This is a genomic window from Duganella sp. 1411 (assembly GCF_017833525.1).
In the GTDB taxonomy this organism is placed as follows: Bacteria; Pseudomonadota; Gammaproteobacteria; order Burkholderiales; family Burkholderiaceae_D; genus Rugamonas.
The window spans coordinates 1,565,360-1,591,822 of record NZ_JAFICD010000001.1 but is presented as its reverse complement, the minus strand read 5'-3'; the positions used below and the strand labels follow the sequence as shown (position 1 = coordinate 1,591,822).

General features: G+C 65.0%; 26 protein-coding genes. 10 read left to right on the top strand and 16 right to left on the bottom strand.

Going from position 1 to position 26,463, the window contains the following annotated elements; genetic code table 11:
- Positions 1-37: 37 nt before the first annotated feature.
- Positions 38-310, bottom strand: a complete 273-nt coding sequence (locus JOD97_RS06375) for a hypothetical protein (RefSeq protein WP_209714367.1) — start codon at positions 308-310, stop codon at positions 38-40.
- A gap of 36 nt (positions 311-346) precedes the next feature.
- Positions 347-973: a response regulator transcription factor gene (locus tag JOD97_RS06370; protein WP_209714365.1), complete on the bottom strand. Its 627-nt coding sequence runs from the start codon at positions 971-973 to the stop codon at positions 347-349.
- Between the two features lie 149 nt (positions 974-1,122).
- Here JOD97_RS06370 and JOD97_RS06365 point away from each other — a divergent pair, with 149 nt between their 5' ends.
- Positions 1,123-1,389, top strand: coding sequence for a UBP-type zinc finger domain-containing protein (locus tag JOD97_RS06365; protein ID WP_209714363.1), 267 nt, complete (start codon positions 1,123-1,125; stop codon positions 1,387-1,389).
- 12 nt (positions 1,390-1,401) lie between these two features.
- On the opposite strand, the gene JOD97_RS06360 is transcribed toward JOD97_RS06365, so the two are convergent.
- A complete protein-coding gene (locus JOD97_RS06360) occupies positions 1,402-1,806 on the bottom strand; it encodes a hypothetical protein (protein ID WP_209714362.1) in 405 nt (134 codons plus the stop codon).
- Between the two features lie 169 nt (positions 1,807-1,975).
- Between JOD97_RS06360 and JOD97_RS06355 the strand changes: the two genes are divergently transcribed.
- Positions 1,976-3,421, top strand: coding sequence for an NAD-dependent succinate-semialdehyde dehydrogenase (locus JOD97_RS06355; RefSeq protein WP_209714360.1), 1,446 nt, complete (start codon positions 1,976-1,978; stop codon positions 3,419-3,421).
- Between the two features lie 48 nt (positions 3,422-3,469).
- Here JOD97_RS06355 and JOD97_RS06350 read toward each other — a convergent pair whose 3' ends face one another.
- Positions 3,470-4,774: an NRAMP family divalent metal transporter gene (locus tag JOD97_RS06350; RefSeq protein ID WP_209714358.1), complete on the bottom strand. Its 1,305-nt coding sequence runs from the start codon at positions 4,772-4,774 to the stop codon at positions 3,470-3,472.
- Positions 4,775-5,001: 227 nt separating this feature from the next.
- Between JOD97_RS06350 and JOD97_RS06345 the strand changes: the two genes are divergently transcribed.
- Positions 5,002-5,463 (top strand): FKBP-type peptidyl-prolyl cis-trans isomerase, encoded by a 462-nt coding sequence (locus JOD97_RS06345; protein WP_209714356.1) that lies wholly within the window; start codon positions 5,002-5,004, stop codon positions 5,461-5,463.
- Positions 5,464-5,501: 38 nt separating this feature from the next.
- Here JOD97_RS06345 and JOD97_RS06340 read toward each other — a convergent pair whose 3' ends face one another.
- Both JOD97_RS06340 and JOD97_RS06335 read right to left on the bottom strand, forming a co-directional pair.
- Positions 5,502-7,088 carry a glycoside hydrolase family 28 protein gene (locus JOD97_RS06340; RefSeq protein ID WP_209714353.1) on the bottom strand — a complete coding sequence of 529 codons (1,587 nt, stop codon included), beginning with the start codon at positions 7,086-7,088 and terminating at the stop codon, positions 5,502-5,504.
- A gap of 128 nt (positions 7,089-7,216) precedes the next feature.
- Positions 7,217-7,867, bottom strand: coding sequence for a phosphohydrolase (locus JOD97_RS06335; protein ID WP_229264203.1), 651 nt, complete (start codon positions 7,865-7,867; stop codon positions 7,217-7,219).
- A gap of 166 nt (positions 7,868-8,033) precedes the next feature.
- Here JOD97_RS06335 and JOD97_RS06330 point away from each other — a divergent pair, with 166 nt between their 5' ends.
- The gene (locus tag JOD97_RS06330) at positions 8,034-11,126 is read left to right on the top strand and encodes an NAD(P)-binding protein (RefSeq protein WP_229264202.1); all 3,093 of its coding nucleotides are present in this window, start codon (positions 8,034-8,036) and stop codon (positions 11,124-11,126) included.
- Between the two features lie 53 nt (positions 11,127-11,179).
- On the opposite strand, the gene JOD97_RS06325 is transcribed toward JOD97_RS06330, so the two are convergent.
- The 3 genes from JOD97_RS06325 to JOD97_RS06315 all read right to left on the bottom strand — a co-directional run bounded on the left by JOD97_RS06325 (position 11,180) and on the right by JOD97_RS06315 (position 13,334).
- Positions 11,180-11,731, bottom strand: coding sequence for a hypothetical protein (locus tag JOD97_RS06325; RefSeq protein WP_209714349.1), 552 nt, complete (start codon positions 11,729-11,731; stop codon positions 11,180-11,182).
- A 281-nt stretch (positions 11,732-12,012) separates the two neighbouring features.
- Positions 12,013-12,522 (bottom strand): hypothetical protein, encoded by a 510-nt coding sequence (locus tag JOD97_RS06320; protein ID WP_209714347.1) that lies wholly within the window; start codon positions 12,520-12,522, stop codon positions 12,013-12,015.
- 269 nt (positions 12,523-12,791) lie between these two features.
- On the bottom strand, positions 12,792-13,334 hold the full coding sequence (locus JOD97_RS06315) for a DUF488 family protein (protein ID WP_209714345.1): 543 nt from the start codon (positions 13,332-13,334) through the stop codon (positions 12,792-12,794).
- A 158-nt stretch (positions 13,335-13,492) separates the two neighbouring features.
- Between JOD97_RS06315 and JOD97_RS06310 the strand changes: the two genes are divergently transcribed.
- Positions 13,493-14,035, top strand: coding sequence for a TetR/AcrR family transcriptional regulator (locus tag JOD97_RS06310; RefSeq protein ID WP_209714343.1), 543 nt, complete (start codon positions 13,493-13,495; stop codon positions 14,033-14,035).
- A 133-nt stretch (positions 14,036-14,168) separates the two neighbouring features.
- Positions 14,169-15,353 (top strand): acetyl-CoA C-acetyltransferase, encoded by a 1,185-nt coding sequence (locus tag JOD97_RS06305; protein WP_209714341.1) that lies wholly within the window; start codon positions 14,169-14,171, stop codon positions 15,351-15,353.
- Positions 15,354-15,357: 4 nt separating this feature from the next.
- Here the strand turns inward: JOD97_RS06305 and JOD97_RS06300 are convergent, their stop codons facing one another.
- From JOD97_RS06300 to JOD97_RS06285, 4 genes are read right to left on the bottom strand one after another with little or no spacing between them, the layout of a single operon-like run.
- Entirely contained in the window at positions 15,358-16,272 is a 915-nt protein-coding gene (locus tag JOD97_RS06300; RefSeq protein ID WP_209714339.1) for a hypothetical protein, read from the bottom strand.
- A gap of 28 nt (positions 16,273-16,300) precedes the next feature.
- The gene (locus tag JOD97_RS06295; RefSeq protein ID WP_209714337.1) at positions 16,301-16,843 is read right to left on the bottom strand and encodes a GNAT family N-acetyltransferase; all 543 of its coding nucleotides are present in this window, start codon (positions 16,841-16,843) and stop codon (positions 16,301-16,303) included.
- A complete protein-coding gene (locus tag JOD97_RS06290) occupies positions 16,843-17,424 on the bottom strand; it encodes a helix-turn-helix domain-containing protein (RefSeq protein WP_209714335.1) in 582 nt (193 codons plus the stop codon). Before JOD97_RS06290 ends, JOD97_RS06295 begins: the two co-directional genes overlap by 1 nt.
- 56 nt (positions 17,425-17,480) lie before the next feature.
- Positions 17,481-17,798, bottom strand: a complete 318-nt coding sequence (locus tag JOD97_RS06285; protein WP_209714333.1) for a hypothetical protein — start codon at positions 17,796-17,798, stop codon at positions 17,481-17,483.
- A 223-nt stretch (positions 17,799-18,021) separates the two neighbouring features.
- Here JOD97_RS06285 and JOD97_RS06280 point away from each other — a divergent pair, with 223 nt between their 5' ends.
- Positions 18,022-19,104 carry a flavodoxin family protein gene (locus JOD97_RS06280; RefSeq protein WP_209714331.1) on the top strand — a complete coding sequence of 361 codons (1,083 nt, stop codon included), beginning with the start codon at positions 18,022-18,024 and terminating at the stop codon, positions 19,102-19,104.
- 77 nt (positions 19,105-19,181) lie between these two features.
- Positions 19,182-19,604: a DUF3597 domain-containing protein gene (locus JOD97_RS06275; RefSeq protein WP_209714328.1), complete on the top strand. Its 423-nt coding sequence runs from the start codon at positions 19,182-19,184 to the stop codon at positions 19,602-19,604.
- A gap of 22 nt (positions 19,605-19,626) precedes the next feature.
- Here JOD97_RS06275 and JOD97_RS06270 read toward each other — a convergent pair whose 3' ends face one another.
- Positions 19,627-22,527: a hybrid sensor histidine kinase/response regulator gene (locus JOD97_RS06270; protein ID WP_209714326.1), complete on the bottom strand. Its 2,901-nt coding sequence runs from the start codon at positions 22,525-22,527 to the stop codon at positions 19,627-19,629.
- A 168-nt stretch (positions 22,528-22,695) separates the two neighbouring features.
- Between JOD97_RS06270 and JOD97_RS06265 the strand changes: the two genes are divergently transcribed.
- Entirely contained in the window at positions 22,696-23,334 is a 639-nt protein-coding gene (locus JOD97_RS06265) for a LysE family translocator (protein WP_209714324.1), read from the top strand.
- Positions 23,335-23,567: 233 nt separating this feature from the next.
- On the opposite strand, the gene JOD97_RS06260 is transcribed toward JOD97_RS06265, so the two are convergent.
- Positions 23,568-24,293: a YceI family protein gene (locus JOD97_RS06260; RefSeq protein ID WP_209714322.1), complete on the bottom strand. Its 726-nt coding sequence runs from the start codon at positions 24,291-24,293 to the stop codon at positions 23,568-23,570.
- A 457-nt stretch (positions 24,294-24,750) separates the two neighbouring features.
- Between JOD97_RS06260 and JOD97_RS06255 the strand changes: the two genes are divergently transcribed.
- Entirely contained in the window at positions 24,751-25,452 is a 702-nt protein-coding gene (locus JOD97_RS06255; RefSeq protein ID WP_209714320.1) for a glutathione S-transferase family protein, read from the top strand.
- Positions 25,453-25,469: 17 nt separating this feature from the next.
- Here the strand turns inward: JOD97_RS06255 and JOD97_RS06250 are convergent, their stop codons facing one another.
- The gene (locus JOD97_RS06250; protein WP_229264201.1) at positions 25,470-26,459 is read right to left on the bottom strand and encodes a CheR family methyltransferase; all 990 of its coding nucleotides are present in this window, start codon (positions 26,457-26,459) and stop codon (positions 25,470-25,472) included.
- Between the last annotated feature and the right edge of the window lie 4 nt (positions 26,460-26,463).

Below are 26,463 nucleotides of genomic sequence, written 5' to 3'. Positions count from 1 at the left end.
ACGGGCATAGTCGGTTTGATCAGCGGCCGGCGCCGGCTTACAGGTCGGTTTCCGCCTCGGCGATGGTTTCGCGCACCTCGTCGGCAAAGCCGAACTGCACCTCGTGGCCGCCGGGGCCGTCCTGGTACATGAAATGCACCGGCCCGTCCTCGTCGGCGACGATCCAGGCTTCCACCTCGGCGCGCCGCTTGGGGTCGGCCAAGCTGACCACGTCGATTTTTTCACGCATGCCGGGGCGCAGTTCCTTGACCACGGCCTTGGTGCGTTCCGTGCTGACGGGAATGTAAGTTGCCGCGTGACGATCTATCATATTGCCTCCTGGTTGTTGAATGGACAGTCTACCCGATCACGCCAAATGCACGAGTCCGCGACGCGCGGCGACCATGGCGGCCTCGGTCCGGGTGCAGACGTTGAGTTTGGACATGATGCTTTTGACGTGGAATTTGACCGTGCCCACACCGATGCCGGCCGCGCGGGCGATGACTTTGTTGCTCATGCCGGTGGCCAGGTGGCCGAGGATGTCGCGTTCGCGCGGCGTCAGCTGGTTGCCGTGGATGCGGCTGGCCAGTTTGAGCGCCAGTTCCGGCATCATGTATTTTTTGCCCGACAACACGGTGTGGATGCAGGCCATCAGGTCGTCGAGCGGGGCGCTCTTGAGCATGTAGGCGCTGGCGCCGGCGCGCATGCCGCGGTCGGCGTCCTCCTCGCGCTCCTGGCCGCTGAGGATGATGATCTTGGCGCCGGGCCGGCGCGCGCTGATGCGGCCGATGGCTTCGATGCCGTCGCAGTCGGGCATGTTCAGGTCGATCAGCAGCAGGTCGGGCTGCAAACGTTCGCACATTTCAACCGCCTGGCTGCCGCTGCTGGCCTGGCCCAGCAGGCGGAAGTTGTCCGCCGATTCGATCAGCGAGGCCATGCCGGCGCGGATCAGGGGATGGACGTCGGCGATGACGATGGATGCGGAAGTATTCATGTCGAGCTCCTCGGTGTTGTTGATGAGCTCATTTTGCGCAACATCGGGCGGCGCCGATAGTTATACCTTGGTATGGTGCCCGTCAAAAGACAGAGGGCGGGGGCGGCGGCGCGCGGTAAGATGGGCGCACATCTTAAGGAGGAGCCACCATGGGCAACAGTTGCGCGCACTTGAACCTGATCCACACGCGCGGCGCCAACAGCGCCGGCTGCGAGGAATGCCTGAAGATCGGCGACAGCTGGGTACACCTGCGGGTGTGCATGATCTGCGGCAAGACCGGCTGTTGCGACGACTCCAAGAACAAGCACGCGAGCAAGCATTTCGCCGAAACGGGCCACCCCATCATGCGCTCGAAGGAGCCGGGCGAGACGTGGGGCTGGTGCTATGTCGACCGCAAGATGTTCGATCCGATTTAAACCGCCACGCGGCTATCTGATCTTCGGCACCTGGTCGCGCGACAGCATGGCCTCTTTCGGCATGTGATCGGCCGAGAAGAACAGCCAGTCGTGGTTGCCCAGGCTGATGCCGACGCCCGGCACCATGAAGTGGCTGCTCAGCGTCGGCGTGAAGAACATTTGCGGACTATCGTCGTAACGGGCGTCGGCCAGTACCACGAACAGCGACGAGCCGCCGGCATCGATGGTGAGCGCGCCGTCGGTCAGCGAGACGATGCGTCCGTGCCCCGTCTGCATCAAGCCGCCCAGCGAGCGCGCGTACAGGAACGACAGCACGGTGCCGGCCCGCTGCCATTCGCGCAGCGTCGCCAACGATTCTTCGGTGCGGCTCAGCGCGGGCGCTGCCGCGAGTTTCAGTGTTGCAACATTCGAGTTCATGGTCTGGTGCTCCTTTCACGCGATGGTTCCATTTTGCGCCATCGGGCCGCGTCCGGTCCACCGAAATCGCCGTGGAAAGGCGGCGCGATACGGAGTTGGCGTATTTCTGGCAAAGTAGAGGGTGGATGCGGGCGACCGCAGCACTTTTTCACCTGATTGGAGATGACCGATGACTAATGCCAGCTACCCCGATGTCCGCCTGTTGATCGACAACCAATGGCGCGAGGCCTCCGGCGGCAAGACCATTCCGGTGCTGAATCCGGCCACCGGCCAGGCGATCGGCAGCGTCGCCCACGCCGCCATCGCCGACCTCGACCTGGCGCTGGCCGCCGCCCAGCGCGGCTTCGACGCCTGGCGCCGGATCCCCGCCTTCGAGCGCACCGCCATCATGCGCCGCGCCGCCGGCCTGCTGCGCGAGCGCGCCGACGACATCGCCCGCCTGCTGACGCAGGAGCAGGGCAAGCCGCTGGTGCAAGCCCGGGGCGAGGCGCTGGCCGGCGCCGACATCATCGACTGGTTCGCCGCCGAGGGCATGCGCGTGTACGGCCGCATCGTGCCGTCGCGCAATCCGGCGGCGCAGCAACTGGTGCTCAAGGAACCGGTTGGCCCGGTCGCCGCCTTCACGCCGTGGAACTTCCCGATCAACCAGATCGTGCGCAAGCTGGCCGCCGCGCTGACCACCGGCTGCTCGTTCCTGTGCAAGGCGCCGGAGGAGACCCCGGCGTCGCCGGCGGCGCTGATGCAGTGCTTCGTCGACGCCGGCGTGCCGCCCGGCACTGTCGGCCTGGTGTTCGGCGACCCGGCGGAAATTTCCGCCTACCTGATACCGCATCCGGTCATCCGCAAGGTCACCTTCACCGGCTCGACCCCGGTCGGCAAGCAACTGGCGGCGCTGGCCGGCGCCCACATGAAGCGCGCCACGATGGAACTGGGCGGACACGCGCCGGTCATCGTTGCCGAGGATGCCGACGTGGCGCTGGCGGTGGCCGCCAGCGGCGGGGCCAAGTTCCGCAACGCCGGCCAGATCTGCATCGCGCCGACGCGTTTCCTGGTCCACAACAGCATCAAGGCCGAGTTCACCCGCGCGCTGGTGGCGCACGCCGAGAGCCTGACCCTGGGCGACGGCCTGGCCGAGGGCACCACGCTCGGTCCGCTGGCCAACGCGCGCCGCGTGGCCGCGATGAGCCAGGTGGTCGAGGATGCGCGCAGCAAGGGCGCCGAGGTGGCCACCGGCGGCCAGCGCGTCGGCACCTCGGGCAACTTCTTCGCGCCGACCATCCTGGCCGACGTGCCGCTCAATGCCATGGTTTTCAACGACGAGCCGTTCGGGCCGATCGCGGCGGTGCGCGGCTTCGACACGCTCGAGGAGGCGATCGCCGAATCGAACCGGCTGCCGTTCGGGCTGGCGGGCTACGCGTTCACGCGCTCGATCAAGAACGCGCACCTGCTGATGCACAACGTCGAAGTGGGCATGCTGTGGCTGAACCAGCCGGCCACGCCGAGCGCCGAGTTGCCATTCGGCGGCGTCAAGGATTCGGGCTACGGTTCCGAGGGCGGGCCGGAGGCGCTGGAGGCGTATCTGAACACCAAGGCGGTGTCGATGGTGGGCGTGTGACGTAACGGCGCGATAGTACCACCGCCGGCGCCAGCGATCGGCGGTGGCTCAAGAGGTGGCCAGCATGACCAGCATGGCCGTCACGGCGGCGGCCATGACGGCGGTGGCCAGCCAGCCCAGGCGTTTGAGTCTGGGCCTGATGACCAGATGCCCCATGACGTCCTTTCGCGCCGCCATCAACATCATGACCGCCATGATCGGGACCGAGATCACGCCGTTAATCACCGCGCTCCAGTAGAGCGCTTTCATCGGGTCGATCGGCGTGAAAATCAACAAGGTGCCGATGGCGGTGGCCACCGCGATAATCGCGTAGAACTGCGGCGCGGCCGACGCCGAATATTCCAGGCTGTTTTTCCATCGGAATGTCCCGGCCATCGCGTACGCCGCCGAACCCGCCAGCACCGGCACCGCCAGCATTCCCGTGCCGACTATCCCGCATGTAAATAAGACGAAGGCGAAATCGCCCGCCACCGGGCGCAAGGCCATCGCCGCTTGCGCCGCGGTCTGGATATCCGTGACACCGTGCGCGTTGAGGGTCACGGCGGTGGTCAACATGATAAAAAACGCGACGAGATTGGAAAAACCCATGCCGATATAGGTATCGATCTTGATCCTTAAGAAGTCCGCGCGCGCCAGCCGGGGAGTGCTGCGCAGCGCCTTCGCGCCGGGCTTGGCGTTCAGTTCCTCGACCTCCTGGGAGGCCTGCCAGAAAAACAGGTAGGGACTGATGGTGGTGCCCAAAACGGCGACCATCGTGGTGATATATTCCGGTTTCCAGGGAAGCGCGGCGGGAAGCACGGCCCGCGACAGGAAGTCATGCCAAGGGATATGCACGACGAACACGGTCCCCACATAGGCGAGCAAGGCCAGGGTCAGCCATTTGAGCACCCTGACGTAGCGGGAATAGGGAACGAATACCTGCAGCAGCACCGACAGCAGGCCGAAGCCGATCGCATAGAAGTGCGCGTGGCCGCCGGCGATCAGGCGCGCCGCCTCGCCCATGGCCGCGACGTCGGCCGCGATATTGATGGTGTTGGCGGTCAGCAGCAGGCCAACTATGCTGTAGAGCAACCATCCCGGATAATGCCGGCGCAAGTTGGTGGCCAGGCCGTGGCCCGTGACCCGGCCGATTTGGGCGCTGACGACTTGAATGCCGACCATCAGCGGGTAGGTGAAGATGAGCGTCCATAACATGCCGAGGCCGAACTGGGCCCCGGCCTGGGAATAGCTGGCGATTCCACTGGGGTCGTCATCGGCCGCGCCGGTGATCAGTCCAGGGCCGAGTTTGCTTAACCAAGAGCCTTTTTCCAAGCTGCCTTCGCTGTTGGCGCGAGGCTGCGCGGGGTACGCCATATGAGCTCCATGTGTGATATCCGAATGCCGCCGTCGTAGTTACTCGAGGCTGGCGCGCCACCAAGATTACACCAAGCGATAAAGCGATGGGGGCACGACTAGGAACGACAGCTCAAGTACCGTGGCCAAAAAGCAACCTCGCTGCGCCCGCCATGGGGTGTTGGCAATCGTGCGCGCGCCATGTATGCTGCGGCATCCCGAAATCGACCACCCCTACGAAAGATCACATGAACAAGCTGTTTTCCTCCTGCGCCATCGGCCTGACGCTTACGCTGGCGCTGGCCGCCTGCGACCGCTCCAAGCCGCAGCAGCCGGCCTCGACCGAAGCCGCCGCCAACGTGGCCCCGGCCGTGGCGTTGCAAAAGATCGATACCGTGACCGGCACCGGCAAGGACGCGGTGGCCGGGGCCACCGTCGTGGTCCACTACACCGGCTGGCTGTACGAGCCGAAGTCCCCGCAGCAGCACGGCGCCCAGTTCGATTCGTCGAGCGGCCGCTCGCCGTTCAGCTTCCAGCTTGGCGGCGGCCAGGTCATCAAGGGGTGGGACGAGGGCGTGCAGGGCATGAAGGTTGGCGGCAAGCGCACGCTGATCATTCCCGCCGCGCTGGGCTACGGCGACAGCGGCGCCGGTCCGATCCCGCCTAACGCCAACCTGATCTTCGACGTCGAGTTGCTCGACGTGCAGTAAGCAGGCGCGGCGCCGTCAAGCGCGCCGTGCCGCCGCGGTCAGATCGGCGACGTCGCCAGCACCGATTTGAGCGGCACGAACGCGGCGCCGCAACTGCGCGCCGTGCCGCCGCCCGCGCCGTTGCCGGTGATCGTCACGCCGTTGGCGGACGAGGCGACGATGGACGAGGCGAAGCTGACCGGCCCCGGCCCCAGCGTGAAGTGGGTGGCGTAGGGGTTGAGCGAGGCGCCGTTGTGGCCCGGCGTGTAGGTCGGCTGGGTGCCGTCGAACACCACGTTGTCCAGCGTGATCGTCAGCGGATTGTTTTGTCCGTTGAGCGCGTAGCCGGCGAAGGTCAGCGTGCCGCCCTGGTACTTGCTGCTGCCCAGATGGTGGAAGTCGCGCACCGTCACGCCGGTGAAGCTCGGATACAGCGAGCCGGTGGCGCCGCTGTAGAACGAGTCGAAGGTCAGCGGATGGCTGATGTTGCGCGAGCAGATGCCGGTGTAGCTGACGTTGGACACCTGGCCGCCGACCGACGAATCGGACTTGATGCGCAGGCCGCCGCCGGTGCCGCTGTCGTAGCCGTCGATCGACAGGTCGGTGACGGCGATGTCGCTCACGCCGGCGTTGGTCTCGCTGCCGATCGACAGCGCGTGGCCGTAATAGAAGTGGTTGTGCGCGTAGGTGTGGCGGTGCGCGCCCGAGCCCGAGCTCGACTTGATGGCGACATGGTCGTCGCCCACGCTGATATACGAATAGGCCAGCAGCACGTTGCTGGAGTAGCCGGTGTCGAAGCCGTCGGTGTTGATCGCCGTGTCCGGCGTGAAGCAGGTCGCCGGCGTGAGCACGTCCGGCGTGGTCCCGGCCGGGCACTGGTAGCCGTCCCGCGTGTAGGCCAGGCTGGGCGTCAACAGTTTGATGCCCCAGGCCGTCAGTCCCGTCACGCCATAGCCCCAGACGTGGAAATTGGGCGAGTTCTGCAGCGTGATGCCGTGCAGCGTGAAATCGCTGCCGTTCTGGATCTGCAGGATGCGGAAGGTCTGCGGGGTCAGGTTTTGCGTGCGCTTCTGGTAGGCCACGTCCCACCAGCTGCGGGCGTTGGCGTTGGTGCCGCTGGTGAGCAGGCTGCCGCCGCGGCCGTCGATGATGCCGCCGCCGACGATGCCGCTCTTGGCCGTCTTGTCGGCCACGATGAAGGGCTTGCACAGCTTGCCGCTGGCCGAGCCGGCCGTGCCGCAGGCGCCGGTGCCGGTGTCGTAGTCCTTGGGATTGCGCGAGGCGAACAGCGTCACGCCGGTGTCGACCCACAGCGTCACGCCGGACTTGAGCGTCAGCGGGCCGCTGATGAAGCCGCTCTCGCCGCCGGCGCCCTTGACCAGCTTGACCGCCTGGCCGGCCGGGCAAGCGTCGATGGCGGCCTGGATGCGCGCGGCGTCCGGCTGCGAGCGCGACGGATCCTTGTCGAGCGTGTCGGCCGAGGCGTTGACCGGCTTGAGCGTGGCCGCCAGCGGCTGGCCGCAGACGGTGGCCGGGTAGGCCGGTTCGGCGACCGTGCCCCATTGCGTGGCGACGGCGGCGTCGGCCGCGTGGGCGTTTGCCGTTGCCGCGACCGCCAAGGCGACTAAAAATTTGCTGGATGTCATCAACTACACTCCCTGTGAACGTGCTGCTTTCATGTGGATTAATTTCCAATGTTGCAGAGGAGGAATTTACAGCGTCGGGGCGTGCTTGGGCATCAGGAAATCCTGATATTGATGTAGGGATGAACTATTCAGCTGCTGAGCGTTTTCAGCCGGTCCAGTTCCGCCAGAAACCGCTCGGCGGCCAGCGGCGGCGCCCACGGTTCCCACGGGGTGCCGCCGTAGATGGCGTGCAGCGGGTCGTCGTTGAGCGGCGGCACGGTGATCTTCAGCGTGTGCAGCACCTCCTTTGCCGACCAGCCGACCACGTGCACGGCCTCGCTGGCGGCGGCGAGCCGGTCCGCCAGCTTGTGGGCGGCGTGCTCCTTCGGCGTCCAGTGCGGCAGGCCGTAGCGCAGGAACACGGCGTTTTCCAGGCGCACCGTCAGCGCCCGGAAACCCTCCCCGAGAAACGGCTTGAGCGGCGACACGCAGTCGAATCCCAGCAGCCCCTCTTCGGCGTCGTGCAGCAGTTCGCGCAGCGCCGCCAGCGGCGCCAGTTCCACCCCGACCGCCTGGCACGCGGCCGCGCGCAGGTGCATCACCGTCAGTGAATGTTGCGCCACCGATAGCGGGCGCGGCCACGCCGAGTGGCCGCCCCAGCGGTAAGTGCGCGCCAGCCCCAGCGCCAGGTCCGAGTCGTCCCAGTCGAACGGCGTCGGGTCGAGCAGGTCCAGCCGCCGTTCCGACGGCATGCGGACCCAGGCGCGGCTCGGGTGGTTACGGTGATCGTCGCGGCCCATCCAATTTCCTCTGTTTTGTGGCGTAGACGCCATCGTACACCTTCGATCACGAATTAATTTTAGGCAACATAAGCGTGTTTGGCATACACTAAAAAAATGTTCACTTTTTGATATCGATCAAGCTATGGCGACGCGTCCTTCTTATATCTACCAAGGTGGCTCGGTGATGATGCATGCACCGTTGCAGTTGAAAAACGCCGAGATGTACGGTTTCTTCGTCAAGGGCGACCTGGCCAAGCTGCAGGGCACGCTGGACGGCACGCTCAACCAGGTGGTCGGCGGCCGGCTGCGCTTCAAGGCGATCTCGCCGTACGTGCTGCTGACGTTCACCCGCGTCAACCACGCCGATTCGGCGGTGGCGGTCGACCAGGCCAAGGGCTGGATCACGGAGATCGACATCGTCACCTGGATCATGGTGGGGGCGATGGACGAGGAGGGCGAGCTGGCCCACATCTACTACTACCCGGCGCACATCTTCGTCGACGACGCCATGGCGCTGATCAACGGCCGCGAGCTGTTCGGCTACCCGAAGTATCTGTGCGAGTACGAGATTCCCGCCGCCGACGCCGACCCGCTGCGCTGTTCGGTCTCGGCCAAGGGCTTCCACCCGTTCTCGCCCGAAACCAAAATCGCCATGCATCCGCTGCTGGAGGTGAACGCCACGCAAAAGACCGGCATCGAAAGGCCGGTCCACAGCCTGTTCGACCTGATCGAGGAGGCCATCGAGCTGTTTTTGTCGATCCCCGATTTCTTCAACCTCGACGCCGCCGGCTGGGACGATATCGTCTCGCTGCTGCGCAATCCGCGCATCGACCAGATCTTTCTTAAGCAGTTCCCCGACAGCGCGGGGCTGAAGGCGGTGTACCAGGCGATCCTGGCGGCGCCGGCCACCATCGAGAAGATCCACGGCGGCAAACTGCTCGGGTACGAGTACGAATGCGTGCTGCACGCCTTCGACAGTTTTCCGCTGCAGGAGACGCTCGGCCTGCGACTGGGCGCGCAGCAGGCGATCCTGCCGTACAACCTCCATTTCGACTTCACGGCGCAGCCGGGCGAGGAGTTGATCGACAATTCGAGCGTGGCGCCGAAGAAGGTCGCGATCCTCGGCGGCGGTGTCGGCTCGATGACGGCGGCCTACTACCTGAGCGACCAGCCGGGCTGGCAGAACAACTACGACATCACCGTCTACCAGCAAGGCTGGCGGCTGGGCGGCAAGGGCGCCAGCGGCCGCAACGCGCGCTACGGGCAGCGCATCGAGGAGCATGGGCTGCACATCTGGTTCGGCTTCTACACCAACGCCTTCAAGATGATCAAGCAAGCCTATGCCAGCCTGGATCGTCCGGCCGGCGCGCCGCTGGCGACGTGGCGCGACGCCTTCAAGCAGCACGATTACGTGGCCCTGTCGGAGCAGGTCGGCGACCACTGGCACAACTGGTCGATCGTGTTCCCATCGCTGCCCGGGGAGCCGGGGGAGGGGGATCAGGAAATCTCGCTGTGGCAGCTGGCGGTGGCCATGATGGGCTGGATCGAACAATGGATCAATTGTATCGACGAGCTGACCGCGTCGCTGGAGTTGGACGAGCAGCCGCACCATGGCGGCATGCTGCCCGACTGGCTATACCACCTGGCCGAAGGCGTGGCCAACACGGTCAACGAGCTGGCCGACGACCTGACCTTGGCCGCCAGCGCGCTGACCGGCATGGTGGCGAACATGTCGGCCGATACCGGCGTGCACACGGAGGGCCAGCATCACGTGCTGGCGGGCGTGTTGGGCGGCGTGCGCGGGCGGCTGCGCACGCGTTATCGGGGCCTGATCGACAGTTCCCATGCCGACGGCGACATCCTTGACGATATCCGCCGGCTGTTCATCTGCCTCGATCTCGGCATCACCGTCATGAAGGGCGTGTTCGACGATGGCGTGATCAAGCACGGCTTCGATGTCATCAACGATATTGATTTTCGCGACTGGCTGCGCAAGCACGGCGGCGACGAGGACCTGTGTGTGAACTCGGCGCCGGTGCGTGGCTTCTACGACCTGATATTCGCCTACGAGGGCGGCGACTTCACCAAGCCGAACGCGGAGGCGGGCACCTTGCTGCGGTCGATGGCGCGCATCGGCCTGTGCTACAAGGGCGGCATCATGTTCAAGATGCAGGCGGGGATGGGCGATACCATCTTCACGCCGTTGTACGAGGTGCTGCTCAAGCGCGGCGTCAAGTTCAAGTTCTTCCACAAGGTCGAGGAGCTGGTGCCGGACGGCCGCGAGATCGGTGCCATCCGCATGACGCGCCAGGTCGATCTGGCGGGCGCCGATTACCATCCGCTGGTCGACGTCAAGGAGCTGGCCTGTTGGCCGAGCCAGCCGAACTACGATCAGATCGACCCGCGCCAGGCGGCGCTGCTGCAACAGCGGGAGATCAATCTGGAGTCGTATTGGAGCGACTGGCCGCGCGTCTACCGGGAACACTTCGACCGGGAGCTGCCAGTGTTGACGTTGAAGCGGGGCGTCGATTTCGACCAGGTGGTGTTCGGCATCTCGGTCGGCTCGCTGCCGGCCCTGTGTCCACAACTGCTGGCGAAAAGCCCGGCGTTGCTGGCCACCTCGGAGAACGTGAAGACGGTGGCGACCCAAGCTTACCAAGTTTGGCTGGACAAGGACCTGACGCAGATGGGGTGGAACATCCAGCCCAACGGCCAGCAACCGGTGCTGAGCGGCTTCGCCGAGCCATACGACACCTGGGCGCCGATGGACCAGCTGCTGGCGCGCGAGGACTGGCCCGTCGGCCAGGAGCCGCGCAACACCTCCTACTTCTGCAGCGCGCTGACGGTCGACAGCTATCCGCCGGCCGCCGATACCGGCTTCCCGCAACGGATGGCGGAGTTGGCCAAGAAGGGCGCGCTCAACCAGCTCAGTCGCGAGATCGCGTCATTGTGGTCGGCGGCCGGGCCATCGGGCGCGTTCCCCTGGCACTGGCTGACCGATGCGAGCGGCGGCACCGGGGCGCTGCGTTTCAATGCGCAGTACTGGCGCGCCAACGTCGATCCGTCGGAACGCTATGTGATGTCGGTGGTGGGCAGCACGAAGTACCGTTTGCAGACCGACCAATCGGGCTTCGACAATCTGTTCCTGACCGGCGACTGGATCAAGACCGGCTTGAACGCCGGTTGCGTGGAGGCGGCGGTGATGGCCGGCATGCAGGCATCGCGCGCGATGAGCGGCCATCCGGCGATGATCGACGGCGAGACCGATTTTATCTAGGAGGGCGCAAGGACCAGGGACGGGGGCATGCATCCAAGTGTTAGCGTCAGCCGTTACGAATTAAATTTCGGGAGCGTGGTGCTGTCGACCAATTTCAAATTAAAGAATTGCACCAACTCTACAATTCTGTCGTAATCGGCGCTTTCGACAACGAACACGCTGATCTGGTCTGAAAAATTCATATCCAAAGCGACTAGTCGTTTATTTGCGTTCAGCTTGATCAACTGGTTGTCGAGAAATTCAGCATAATCAGACCAATTTCCTCTGTCAAAATCAGGTTCGTCGACTTCGATGTCCATGTCATCAAGAACATCGACGACGGCTTCAAAAATCTCGTCCGCCTTGTCGCCAACCACCACAAAATCGTTGATGGCGTCGGATAGCGCACACGCAAATAAATCTTCAGCTAACTTTGGTTCAAATAGTTCTGGATCGTAAATATCAGCCAGCCATTCGTATTCAGGAAACGCTTCGATATACGCGCCGGGATTCGTCAACGCTAATGTCAACGGGGGAAGCGCCTCCTCCATGTCCTCGGGTTCGACATAGTGGCAGCTCAGCATCTCGACAAGATCGCGGCATTTTTGTTCGAGGTTTTCGTTCATGGCGGTTTGGACCTTTCTATTGGGTGCATACAACCCAGCCAAGTGCGCTACTGGCCCCCATCAAGACACTTAATTATAAAGCAACTAGCCAGCAACTGGGGTCAGCAACTGGGGTCAAGTCTAACATTCAGACACAAACCCATCTGCAGCCCACTGTTGCTTGCCCCATAAACAAGCGATCCTCACGTTCGTTTTGCCAGGCACCTTACTGATCAGGACGTGTACGAATGTTAGACTTGACCCCAGCCTTAGACCGGTCGGTCGTGGTCGAACGGCGATATTCATTCTCGATACAGCTCCGACCAAGCTAATCGATCTTCCAGCCATTCGTCAAATTCAGACGCGTCCAAACCGGAAAGCATGGCGCCGAGCTTTAATTCGCCTTTTGCCAGCGCCACTACACTGAACATGGAGAGGGTAGTGGCGCTGTCGGTCTTCGTAATCATGTCCGCCAAGGCCAAAGCGGACGCCTGCGCCAAAGCGTTGTCATAATCCACCCTCAGCCACGCCGGTATAGTTGGATTGTCTTTTCGATGGCGCTCAACTTCGATCGTTGCCACTAGCCCGTAAAAATTCCAATCACGATCGGGCGCCTCGCTCGCGATGCGAACCAACTGGGGAATCGCCGCGTAAGACCCGACGCCGACGTCACCCTGATGGTGAAGTTCCTCCCATAACTCATCCCAGACGTCTATTCCGTCCTGCATTGCTCGCAGCGCTATCGATGCATCGTATGGCATTTTGTATCCGCCGTGGAGCTCTTTCCATTTCTCATCTTCAAGACTTAGCATGTGTTTTCGTCTTTCGTTTTTTACCGCCGGGGCCGCGGCCGTTACTGCCACTACGGCAACCAGGACGGGGTCAAGTCTAACATTCAGACACAAACCCGTCTGCAGCCAACTGCTGGTTGCCGCAAGCGATACTCGTGTTCGTGTTGTCAGGCACCTTACGGATCAGGACGTGTATGAATGTTAGACTTGACCCCCAGCCTTGATGGCCGGCATGCAGGCATCGCGCGCGATGAGCGGCCATCCGGCGATGATCGACGGCGAGACCGATTTTATTTAGCGGGCGCCGCCAGCTCCGGCGGATAGGTGATGCGCAGCCCGTCGACGCGGGCGAACGGCGTCAGCTTGTGCGGACGCCGTTGACGGGCGTCGATGATGTCGTCGACGCGCACGCCGCGCACCAGTAAGGCGTCCGCCACCAGCGAGCGGTGGCAGCGCCACGGCACCGCTTCCGCGCACATCAGCGCGCAGGGCCTGTCGCGCGCCAGCTCGACGACCGTGTCGACGTTGGCCGCGAATTCATCGGTTTGCATGTAGTCGGCGTAGCCGCGAAACGACAGGTTGCGCCAGCCGGTATTGGGCGTGTCGGCGCGTGGACGGCGCAGCCCGCCCAGGCCCGACAGGTAGCGGTATTCGATACCGGCGTCGGCCAACGAGGCCGCCAGCTGGTCCTGGCCGAATTGCGGGTTGTGCCGCGATTTTGGAATCGTCCGGATGTCGAGCAGGCACCCGACACCGTTTTGCCACAGCAGACCGATGAAGTCCTCGATCGGACGGTTTGAATGGCCGATGGTGAACACCAGTTCCGGGGTCATGCGCCTCTTTCAAAATAGCCTGGGACCATTCTGGCATGACCATAAGACGCGCAGCGCACCGTTCACTAGCCTTTCAGCCGTTATTGGATTATGATCGTAATTCAATGGGGGGGTAAATGCGGTACGAAGCTGATCACAAGCAATTGACGAGGGCGCGGATGGTCGAAACCGCCGCACGGGTGTTGCGTCGCGACGGTATCGCGGCGGCGGGCGTGGCCAGCCTGATGGCGGAAGCGGGGCTCACCAACGGGGCGTTCTATGCCCATTTCGATTCAAAGGAGGCGCTGGTGGCCGAGGCGATCGTCACGGCGCTCGGCGAAACGCGGGCGGTAATGGCCGAGAGGATCCGGAATGCCGCTCCCGGTCGTTCCCTGGATGCGGTCATCGATTTTTACCTCGATCCGCGCCATGTCACGCATCCGGAACGCGGGTGCGCGGTGGCCGCGCTGGGCCCCGAATTGGCGCGCAGGCCGGAATCGACGCGCGCGATGGTGGACAAGGCGATAGGCGAGTACATCGCCACCATCGCCGGGGCGCTGGCCGACGGCCATCCAAACAGCCTGGCGGTTGCGGGGGCGGTCTTCGCATCGATGGTGGGGACCATCCAGCTTGCCCGGGCCAGCCGTCCGGCGCGGGTCCCCTCCATCTTGACGGCGGGGGCGGCCGCTGCCCGAAAAATTGGCCAGGTTTCCATGACTTAAAGACGACGGAGCTGAACGTGGGCCAATTCAAACAATATGCCGTGGTGGCAAATGGCACCCGGCAGCACGTGACCCAGGGGCGCGGGAACACCATTGCATTAACACGCTTACCGACCACGACGAAAGGTTTCATATGACTACCCGAGAAATCGTCCTTTGCGCACCTGTTCGCACCGCCATCGGTGCCTTCAACGGGTCCCTCAAAACCGTCGGCGCCGTCGATCTTGGCGCCATTGCCATCCGCGCCGCCGTCGAGCGCGCCGGCATCGCGCCGGATCGCATCGATGCCGTGCTGATGGGTAACGTCGTCCAGGCCGGCAACCGCATGAATCCGGCGCGCCAGGCTGGCGTCCACGGCGGACTACCGGTCGGCGTGCCGGCGATGACACTCAACCGCGTATGTGGATCGGGCGCGCAGGCGATCGCCACCGCGGCGTTTGAAATCCTCGCCGGCGAATCGGATGTCGTCCTGGCGGGCGGCATGGAAAACATGGACCAGGCGCCGTACCTGTTGCCGGACGCCCGCTGGGGCGCGCGGATGGGGCACGCGCAAATGCTGGACAGCCTGCTGCGCGACGGGCTGGTGGACGCGTTCTCGTCCGAGCACTCCGGTTGGCATACCGAAGACCTGGCCAGGGATCTGGATATCGACCGCCGCGCGCAGGACCGCTGGGCCGCCCGTTCGCAGCAACGCTTTTCGGCGGCCCAGGCGGCCGGCGCGTTCCGCGACGAGATCGTGGCCGTGGAGATCAAGGGCAGGAAAGGGGTCGAGGTTTTCGATACCGACGAGGCCAACCGTCCCGATACCACCGAGGAATCGCTGGCGCGCTTGAAACCGGCGTTCCGCCCGGACGGCACGATCACGGCCGGCAACGCGCCCGGCCTGAACAGCGGCGCGGCGGCCCTGATCGTCGCCGACCGCGCCGCCGCCGAGCGGCTCGGATTGCAGCCGTTGGCGCGCCTGGTCGCGTCGGCCGTGGTCGGCGTGGAGCCGGGCCAGTTTGGGCTGGGACCGGTGCCGGCGGTGACCAAGGCGCTCGCGCGCGCGGGCTGGGCGTTGTCCGACGTGGACCGTTTTGAAATCAACGAGGCGTTCGCTGTCGTGCCGTTGGCGGCGGCGCGGCGGTTGTCGTTGCCGGAAGACGTCATCAACGTCGAGGGCGGCGCCGTCGCCCATGGTCACCCGATCGGCGCGACCGGGGCGATTCTGACGGTGCGGCTGCTGCATGCGATGCGCCGCGGGTTGGCCCGGCGCGGCGTGGTGTCGTTGTGTATCGGTGGTGGCCAAGGTATCGCGCTGGCGATCGAAAAGCTCTGATCCGTCAGTAAAAGTGTACTCCCGGCCTTAGCACTACCTGGAAGATCAGGAGCAGGCACAGCACCGCGCCGAGCGGCCGGGCGATCGTCCCGGCTGCGCTGCCGCCATGGGGCGCGTCGACGCGGGCGTGCCAGGCCCAGGCTTGCATCCAGGCCAGTCCGACCACTGTCACCACCAAGGGCACCGCCAGCACCTCGATCAGCTCGCGCGGCACACGAAACAGCGTGATCACCGGCAGCGCCAGCATGCCCGGTAGCGTCGCGCTCATGAAAACCAGCCGGCTGCGGCCCTTGCCATGGCCGACTTGCGTCCGGCTGCCCACTGCAGCGAGCAACAGCTTGCCGAGCCCAATGGCAGCCAGCGGAATGCATGCCAGCGCCATCAGCGCCGCGATCGTCTTGCTGGTGCTTCCGAGCTGGAAATAATCCATGGCCATGCCCACATCGCTTTTGTCGCTGAGTGCGCCGATAACGACTTGTGGCAGCGCCATGAACACGCCGCTGTAGGCCATCCAGAACAGAAACAGCCGGATCGCGGCGGACTTGCCCGCGCCACGGCGCAGCAGCAAGGCGCAGGCGGCGCCGGTCAGCAGCGTGGCGAGCGCGCCGGTGCCCTGGAATAATGCGGCCAGCGGGCTGTCGCCGTCCCAGAGGTGATTGTTGTGGAATAGCGTAGGCCTCAGTCCGGGCGTGAGCGCCTTGGGCACGACCAGGGCCAGTTCCTGAATTAAGAACGTCAGGTTGAAAGCCAGCACATACAGCAGCGCCGACGTGACGGTGAATTTCCAGTCCCATGCGATGGCGCGGTCCGCGCCCACCGAATCACGGTGCGCGCTCAGCCGGCCGGCCAGACCAAGCGCCAATGGCCCCGCGAAGACAATCAAGATCACTGCGATGCCAATAAGGCTGGTGTTGGTCATGACGTCTCCCGCCGTGTGTGTGATCGCGCTAGGCCAGGTGCTTGTAGAAGAAGGTGGTGCCGCAGTAGGCGCCATCGGGCATCAGCGCGTATTTCGGCACGGTTCCGGCGCTTTGCCAGCCGGCGCGCTGGTACAGCCGCTCGGCGTCGCCGCCGGTGACGGTATCGAGCACCAGCACGCTTTTCCCTTCGTCGAGCGCGGCCTGGTCGACGGCCGCCATCAATAATCCGGCGACGCCGCGTCGGCGCGCGTCGCGGTGCACCAGCATCTTGGCCACGTCCGCGCGGTGCGGCTGGTTGTCCGGCTGCGCCGTGATCAGCTGCACGGTGCCGACGATGCGCCCGCCGGCCGTTTCCGCCACCAGCAGCACGCGCTGCCCGCGGGTGACGCCATCGAGCACGCCGCGCCAGAACTCCAGCGCCTTTTCGCGCGGCAGCGGCAGCATGAAGCTGACCGAGGCGCCGCCCTCCACGCAATCGGTCAGCACGTCGGCCAGCGCCCGCGCCAGCGTCTCGCCGTTTGCCTTGGCTTCGGCGGCGTCGATGCGGCGCACGGTGATCGGATCGGACATCAGGTTCTCCTCGTCGCGGGCTGGGAGGTCAGCGCGACCAGGTAGCGCGCGCGTTCCGCCGTCGGGTTGAAATAGACGATGTGGCGTTCGAGCCGCATGGCGAGCGTGTCGCCGGCGCGCAGCCGCCATTGCTGGTCGCCCACGCCGATGTCCATCGTGCCTTCGATGATCCAGATTTGCTGGTGGATGTCGGCGCCGTGCGGCGCGCTGTCGTAGGCCACGCGCTGTCCCGGGGGGAAGATCACGTCGACCAGTTGCAGGGGAGAGGGGGCGGCGGGCGACAGGCTGCGCCGGGTGTAGCCGGAGGCGGGGTCGGTCCATACCGGCTGGTCGGCCACGCGCGCCACCGGCGACGGTTGCGCCGCCGGCTCGGCCTTGTCCTCGAACAGGCTGGCCAGCGCCACGCCCAGCGCGCTGGCCAGTTTATCCAGCACGGCGGCGGTGGGGCTGCTTTCACCGCGCTCGATCAGCGAAATCGTCGAGCGGCCGACATTGCTGCGCGCCGCCAGCGCGTCGAGCGATAAATTTTGCGCATCGCGCAATTCCCGCACGCGGCGGGCGATCAAAAAATTGATATCCATGGATTTCCATTTTACAGGAAATCCATGTCCACTAAACTGGAATAGATATCGTCCGCTTAGCGGTTGGTGTCGCTGCTGTTGTCGCCCCGGGCGCCGGCCGCGCGGTCGCGGTGCGTGGTTTGGGCGGCGGCGGCGGCGGCATCCTGCTTGCTGTCCTGGTAACTCCGGCTCAGGTTGCCCTGGCGCAGGCTCTGCTCGGAACGGGCCGGCGCGCGGCCGTGCTGCTCGTTCACGTGCGGCGTGTCGTTGCCCGGATGTCCGACGGCGTGGTTGCCACTCTCCGACATGCCATCGCGCTCGGGATCGTAACCGTCGTGCGGCATGTTGGCACCGGGTTTGAACCCTTTTTCGCTAGGTTTGTTCGGTTGGCTCATGATGCTTCTCCTTTGAAAGAGGGAAGACATTGTCCTTCCCTGAGTTGCTATCCTAAGCCGCCCGAACGGTTCAGCGAGTAGGCGCACATCCCGAGGCGATGTAGGAGTGCACGGAGGGAAACTTTCGACATGGCAGACACCCTATGTTCGGCATGGAACGTTCGTCCGCGCACCGACGGGCGGCGCCTTTCGTGGCAAGCTCGTCCTTCTCCAGGAGACATCCATGACCGACCACATTCCCGAGATTCGCGCCGGGCAGGCCCCGGAGCCGCTAGGCCGCGACGAATTCCGTCTGCGTTTCATGCAATCGTTCCACGATCCGTCGTTCGGCGCGGTGGCGGGCGCGTTGGCGCAGGTCGAGGAGGTCGCCTGGAGTAACTATCATGCCGGACGCAAGGCGCCCGTGACGCAAAAGGCGGGCGCCGAATTCGCCGATCCCGGCTACGATCTGTCGGTCGAGTGGAAGGCCACCCGCGACCGCCTGCTGGCCGCCGAGCGGACCCAGAAGGATGCGCGCACCCGTTCGCGCGTGCTGCTCATCAACGGATCGGCGCGCAACGACGGCACTTGCCCGGGCGAGATCTCCAAAACCTATCGCATGACGAAGTGGGCGCGCGAGACGCTGGCCGAGTCCGACATCGACAGCGATCTGCTGGACCTGAGCCTGCTCACCTCCAGCTACGACCTGCATATCCATCCGTGCAAGGGATGCGTGTCGACGGCGATGCCTTTGTGTCATTGGCCGTGCAGCTGCTATCCCAACCACGGCGCGCGCCAGACCAGCGACTGGATGGCGGAGATCTACGAAAAATGGGTCGCCGCGCACGGCGTCATCATCATGACGCCGACCTACTGGTATCAAACGCCGTCGGTGCTCAAGCTGATGATCGACCGATTGGTGTGCGCGGACGGCGGCAATCCCGATCCGACCACCACGCACGGCAAGAAGGCGGCCGAGGCCAAGGCGCTGGAGCTGGCCGGCTGGGACTATCCCAAGCATCTGGCCGGCCGCGCCTACGGGCTGGTGGTGCATGGCGACGTGGCCGGCATCGAAGGTGTGCGGCGCGGCCTGGCCGATTGGCTGGACTGGATGGGGCTGATCGACGCCGGCAAGCAGTCGGCGCTGGATCGCTATGTCGGCTATTACGAATCGTATGCGGAGAGCCACCAGGCGCTCGACCGGGACGAGGCGTTCCAGCGGGAGGTGCGCAACGTCGCCAGCGCGGTCGCGGTGGCGGTGGGGCAGCTGCGCGCCGGCACGCTGAGCAAGCCGGACGCGGGCGTGCCGCCGGCAAGGCCGAAGTAAGCACGAAGCAGGGCGATGCAACGGAACGGAGCGCGTCGAACGCGGTCTATATTTTTATAACCTTGAAAGGATACACCATGGGCATACTCAGCAATATCTTCCACAAGATTTTCCCCGGTTCCAAGCCGGAGGCCGCCCAAGCGGGCACCGCGCCGGCCGCTCCAACCTCAGCCGCACCAGCCCCAGCGGCGGCCGCCGCGCCGGCGCCGGCGCCACAGCAGGCCGCCACACCGGTCATGCCGGTGGTCGACGTCGAGGCGATCCTCACCACGATGCAGCAGCAAAATGCGCAGCCGCTGAACTGGCGCACCTCCATCGTCGACCTGCTCAAGCTGCTCAATCTGGACAGCAGCCTCGCTTCGCGCAAGGAGCTCGCCGACGAGCTGCATTACACCGGCGACAAAAACGATTCGGCGACGATGAATATCTGGTTGCACAAGCAGGTGATGATCAAGCTGGCGGAAAACGGCGGCAAGGTGCCGGCCGAGCTGAAGGACTAACCCGTTCCGCCAGTCCCCGCCGCTAGGCGCTGCTGACGTCCGGCGCCCTGGCGTTGTCGACGGCCGTGCGCAGGTCGCAGCAAGCCTTGTGCAGCGCGGCCTCGACGTCCGGCAGCATGTCGGCCACCTCGACCAGCTGGCCGGCGGCGGCGGCCGACTCCATCTCGCTGCACAGCGTGTGCAGGTGGGTGGAGCTCAGGTAGCCGGCGCTGCCCTTGAGGGCGTGGATGGCGGCCGCCGCCGCGCCGGTGTTGCCGGCGATGACGGCGGCGCGCGCGGTCTCCATGCGCCGTGGCGCTTCCTCCAGGAAGGCTTGCGTGATGCGCTGCATGTGCTTGTGCGACATCCCGGCCAGCGGCATGATTTGCACGGCCGCCGGATCGGTGGCGCGCGCGCCTTCCACGTGCGCGTCCGGCTCGACGCCGAACTGCTGGTCCAGCGCCTCGTTGCGCGCGGCGGCCAGTTGCGCCGCGTCGGTGGCCCGCAGCGGACGGCCGCGGCTCAGGTGCAGGGCGATGATCTTCTCGATCTGGTCGTACAGCAGGCGCTCGTCGACCGGCTTGCTGAGGAAGCCGTCCATGCCGACGGCCAGATAGCGCGCGCGGTCATGGTCGCTGGCGTTGGCCGTCAGCGCGATGATGGGGATGCCCGGGTCGAGCACCTTGTAGTCCTCGCTGCCGCCGTCGCGGATCAGGCGCGCGGCCTGTTCGCCGTCCATCATCGGCATGCGCCCGTCCATCAGCACCAGGTCGTAGGCGGCCGTGCTCAGCGCGTGCAGCGCCTGCAGGCCGTTTTCGACGATGCGGATGTCGTGGCCCATGTTCTCCAGCAGCGTGCTGACGATGATCTGGTTGGTACGCACGTCCTCGGCGCACAGCACGCGCAGGCGGTAGGCGTGGTGCTCCTTGCGCGGCAGGTTGAACGGGTCGGCGGCCGGTTCCGCGCCCAGCGCCAGTGGCAGCGTCACGCTGAACGTGGAGCCGACGCCGACCCGGCTTTCGGCACCGATCGAGCCGCCCATCAGCTCCGCCAGCTCCTTACAGATGGCCAAGCCGAGGCCGGTGCCGCCGTAGCGGCGCGTGGTCGAGTGGTCGGCCTGCTCGAACTTCTGGAACAGGCGCGGCAAGGTGTCGGCCGGGATGCCGGGGCCGGTGTCGGTGACGTCGAAGCAGATGCTGGCGCGGCCGTCGGCGGTCTGCATGGCGGAGGCGTCGAGCCGCACCTCGCCGCGGTCGGTGAACTTGATGGCGTTGCCCAGCAAATTGAGCAGGATCTGGCGCAGCCGGGTCGGGTCGCCGCGCACGTAGCGCGGCAGGTCCAGCGCCAGGTCGCTGCGCAGCAGCAGGCTCTTGGCGTCGGCCTGGCCTTGCAGGATGCCGAGCGCGTCGTCGATCAGCGCGATCAGGTCGAAGTCCACCGTCTCGATCGACAGGCGGCCGGCGTCGATCTTGGAAAAGTCGAGGATGTCGTTGAGGATGGCCAGCAGCGATTCGCTGTTTTGCAGGCCGATGCGCAGGTATTCCTCGGTCCGCCCGCGCACCGACTGGTCGCGCATGGCGAACTTGATCATGCCGATCACGCCGGCCAGCGGCGTGCGGATGTCGTGGCTCATCGCCGACAGGAAATCGATGCGGTGGCGGCTGACCACCTCGGCGTGCTCCTTGGCCTCGGTCAGCTGCGCGGTGCGCTCCTGCACGCGCTGTTCGAGCGTGTTGCGCAGCAGCCGGATCTGGTCGGCCAGCGCGAACGCCAGCAGCACGCCGTCGAGCGTGCCGCCGAGCAAGGTGAACAGCTGGGCGTTGGTCACCATCGCCGGGATCAGGCCGACGTTGGCCGGCAGGATCAGCAGGCCGGGCACCATCAGCGCGACGAAGCCGAGCACGAAGAAGCGCGCCGGCTGGTAGCCGCGGCGCCACACCACGATGCCGCTGGTGAGCGCCATCGTCATCCAGATCGTGATGACGACGGTGGCGATGGTGTGGGCGTAGCTGAGGAAGAAGAAGCAGCTCGGCAAGGTCAGCAGCGGCAGCACGATGTTCACGCGGCTCAGCTTATACAGGCGCGGCGCGTATTCCTTCAGGCGCAGGAAGGTGGTGTAGAACAGCGTGCTCAGAACCGGCAGCAGGAAGAACGGCACGTAATGCCAGTGCAGGTTGTGCCAGTTGAACAGGTCGGCCGACAGGTGGAACGTCATGCCCCAGGCGACCGCGTAGCACAGCACATACAGCGAGTAATAGAGCGAGGAGCGGTCGCGCGTGATCGAATAGATGAAGAAATTGAACACGGTCAGCGCGAACAGCGCGCCGATGGAACCGATGATCAGCACGTTCTCGCGCGCGACCAGCTGCTGGTAGGCGGCGCGCGGCAGCACCGAGAACACCGGCGTGCGCGCGTAGTACGGGCTGGAGAAGCGGATCAGCACCTGGTAGCGCTGGCCGGGTTGCAGATCGACATCCTTACCGTAGTGCAGCAGGTAGGAGTGGGGCTGGCGGTACCCGGTCAGCATCTGGCGCACGCTGCCGTCCTCGCCGTAGATCTGGATATCGACCATGTCGATCAGCGTGTCGTTCGGATCGATCACCCAGGCCGAGTGGCGGCTGTCGTTGCGCAGCTCTGCCACCAGCCAGTAGCTGCCGCCGAGCAGATCGACCGCGCGGGCCGGTTTGAGGCCGGCGACCATCGCCGGCAGTCCGGCGGCCGTGGACGGGTAGGGCTGGCCCTCGTCCACATACAGTTGGCCTGCTTTGGCGAGGTCGACGCTGTCGCCGGACGTGGTCAGCGCGATGGGCGCGCGCGGCTCGGCGGCCAGGGCCGGCGGCCATTGCCAAAAGAAAAAGACAGCGCACAGCAAGAGCAACGCGTCGCGCCTGGCGTGACGGGCCAGTACGGTGAGCGCGTGGGACATCTTGCTGGTTTTACTCATTGGTGTTCCGAAGGCTGCCGGGCTGGAGAATTGTTTTTTGCTCATTTTAAACGAGAACATCCCGCCGGAAGCAAAATTTGACCGTTGTCCTGGGCAACCCTCATTAGCAATATTGCAGCGAAGATATCGGACGGTTATGATGGCGCCTTTCTCATCGGAACCGCGCCCATGCTAATTACTCCAGAACAATTCATCGGTTTTCTCGGCGCCGCGCTGCTGATCACCTTATCGCCGGGGCCGGATAACCTGATGGTGCTCAGCATCGGCATGTCGCGCGGCCGGCGCCGGGGGCTGGTATTCGGCCTGGGCTGCGCGCTGGGTTGCCTGAGCCACACGGTGCTGGCGGCGCTGGGCGTGAGCGCGCTGATCAAGGCATCGCCGCTGGCCTTCGGCGCGCTGAAGCTGGTGGGTGGCGCCTATCTGATCTGGCTCGGCATCGGCGCCCTGCGCAGCAGCGGCGGCGCGCGCGTGAATGGCGGCGACGGCGCCGCCTTGCCCGATGAAAGTCTGGGCCAGCTGTTCGCCAAGGGCTTGTTCGCCAACGCCATCAACCCCAAGGTGGTGCTGTTTTTCCTCTCGTTCCTGCCGCAATTCGTGGTGGCCGAGCGGGGCGACGCCAGTTGGCAGACGGCGCAACTGGGTGTGCTGTTCACAGCGCAGGGCGTGGTGGTGTTCGGCCTGCTGGGGTATTTTTCAGGCACGGTGGGCGCGTGGATCAACCGCCACCCTGGCGCCGGCAAATGGATGGACCGGGTAGCGGGCACGATTTTCGTCGGACTTGGTTTGCGGCTGATCGTCGCCCGCTAAAAAAGTTTGTTCGCGGCGGCGATTGTCATCATCCAGTCATGCTGGGTTGACATACTGGCCTTGCTCTTTCAAGTCTCTCCCGATTTGAAAACCTTCGGCCCGCGCTCCATGCTGCGGGCCTTTTTTTTACTCCGGGGTCAGGTCCACCATTTCTACACGGACCCAGCTGTGGGCGCGACGCTCATGTGCTTTTAAGTTGAGCTCGTGTAGAAATGGTGGACCTGACCCTGGAGTTATTTTGCTAGCAGTGAGAAACGCAGTTCCATCTTGTCCTGCACGGCCATGGCGCCCCCCATCACCGAGAACGGTACCAGGCCGAAATCGCTTTGGTTCAATTCGAGCGTGCCGCTGACCGTCATCACGCCGTCGTTTTCCCGCAGGTCGGCCGGCACCGCGTAGTCGCGCGTGACGCCGTGCAGCGTGATCGATACCCGCAGCGGCGCGCCCGCCGCGCCGCGTTCGGCGTGTACCGTCACCACCGGATAGCGCTCGGCGTCGAGCACCTTGGTCAGCATGTTGGTCCGCGTGCCGTCGATGGCGTCGGCCGACGGCTGCGTCTCCAGGCCGGCCGCGCGGCGCAGATCCGCTTCGTCCACAGTCATCTGGTCGAGCCGGAATTGGAAGTCGGCGCGGTTTTGCGCCGGCGCCACCGTGCCGGTGACCGCGTGGCTGGCCACCACGTGGTCGTGTCCGAGCCGCGCCAACACGCCGCCGCGCCGCACCGTGACGGCGATCAGCGATGCGGCGCTGTCGATATGAAGAATGGCGCCGGCGTCCGGAGCCTGGCTCGCGGCCGGCCCGGTGGCGGCGGGTGCCTGCGCGGCCGGCGGCGCCGTCGTCGTCGCGGCGGGCGCGCCCCATTGCGAGCAGGCGGCCAGCGCGCACAGGAATGCGGCGCCGGTCAGCCCGCGCAGCGCGGTGTTCAAGGTGGTCTTTGGTGTGTGATGGAAGGGCGTCATTTGGCCGTCATATTGTAAGATTATTATGCGTTCGCTGGTCCCAGCGTGCTCCAGCTGGTCGCCGCGCCCAAGCAGGCGCGGGATTTCACAAAGCACGACTCAGCAGGCTCGCCGGTGGCCTGAAACACCGGCACCATCCTACCTAATTTTTCGACTTAATGAAGTCCTAAGCCTGACTTGGCCGATAACTGGCAAAGTAGTACCCATAGCGCGCGGTTCAGCCGAGCGCCCGGTTGCCGGACCCCACAGCCCGGCACAAATTTCGTTCAGGCGGCACGATCGCCGCCGGACACCGTCCATCCCCACGCTCTCGAGCGTTTTATGACCAGTTTCATCTCACGATGACGCTGGTTTTTTTTTGCCTGTGCCGTTGGCGGACTTTTATCGTCGGCCGCTGCAGCGCTTTTTAAATCGGGCTATTATCTGCTTACACAAACAACAAGTTAAGGCAGAGACAATGATCGACCTGTATACCGCCGCCACGCCGAACGGCCACAAGATCTCCATCGCGCTCGAGGAGCTCGAATTGACCTACACGTTGCATGCGCTGGACCTGTCGTCCAATGAGCAGAAGCAGCCGTGGTTCCTGGCGATCAATCCGAACGGCCGCATCCCGGCCATCGTCGACCGTTCGGAAGATAATTTCGCCGTGTTCGAATCCGGCGCCATCCTGATTTATCTGGCGGAGAAAACCGGTGAGCTGATGCCGACCGATTTCAAGGGCCGCTCCAAGGTGCTGCAATGGCTGATGTTCCAGATGGGCGGCGTCGGTCCGATGATGGGACAGGCCAATGTGTTCTACCGCTACTTCCCGGAGAAGATCCAGCCGGCGATCGACCGCTATCAGGGCGAGAGCAAGCGCCTGTTCCGCGTGCTCGATGGCCATCTGGCCGATAACGAATACCTGGCCGGCGATTATTCGATCGCCGATATCGCCAATTTCGCGTGGGTCAATATCCATGAGTGGACCGGCATCCCGGTCGACGATCTGCCGCATCTGCGGCGCTGGCTGGCGGCGATCCGCGAGCGGCCGGCCGTCAAGCGCGGCTTGATACTGCCGCCGCGCGCGGAGCGCACCAAGCCGGAGGAACTGGAGCAAGTGGCGGTCGAGGCGCGCAAGATGCTGGAGACCGGCCAGTCGCGCACCGCCGGCGTGTGAGAGCGGCGCGCTGAATCCTAGGCTACCCGTTTGTACCAGGGCTGGTGCGGGAAGACCTGTTTGTACTGGTTCGCCAGCGGGTCGTCGTCTTCGAGCGGGCGGTCCAGCACCAGCATGCCCGATTGCGCCAGGCTGTCGTCGAACAGCCGCAGCACGCGCCGCCGCAGCTGCGCGCCGAAGTCCGGCAGCGCGCGGGCGGCCAGTATCATCTGGAATTCGTTGAACGAGGCGTCCGTCACCAGGTTGTATTGCGCCCACGTGATGCGGCCGCGCAGCTGCGGCAGCAGCGTGGCGTGCGTGCGTTCCGCGTTCACCTCGAAATAGTCGATCAGGCGGCCGGCACCGCCGCTTTTCATGTAGTTACCTTGCAGCTCGCTCAAACGCGCCATCGGCAGGCTCGCCTCCAGCGCCTCGGCCAGCAGGGCGTCGCTGGCGACGGTGGCGTAGATTTCCGTGCGTGGCCCCAGTTGTTCCTGTTCCAGCAGGATGGCCAGCGTCCACGCCTGCTGCGCGCCCGCGCAATCGGCCAGCCAGACGCGCGGCACGGCGGCGCCGTGCAGGCAGACGCCCAGCGACATGCGCAGCAGCGCGATTTCCGAGGCGTCGTCGAACATCCGCGCCGGTTCGACATACAGTGCCTTCAACAAGGCGTTGTAGGCCGCCGGATCGTGCAGCACCTTCGCCTGCAGCGCGGAGATGGTCGGCGTGGACAGTTGCGCCATCATCAGCCGCACCTTGCGGCGCACCAGATCGCGCTCATAGCCGCGATAGTCGTAGCCATGGCATTGAAACAGCGCTTCGAGCAGCAGCTCCAGCTCCAGTTCCTCCACCGACGATGGCGAGTGGCGCCGCGCCGGCGGGACGGCGGCCGCGGCGTGGCCGTTGGAGCCGGCGCTGGCCTCCGTCGGCGGCGGTAAGGCCTCGTCGCCGGCGCCGCCGATCTCGTTGAGCTCCGCCTCCTGGGTCGAGCGCAGCGCCGACTTCAGCGAGGCCAGGAGGGACGTCATGCCC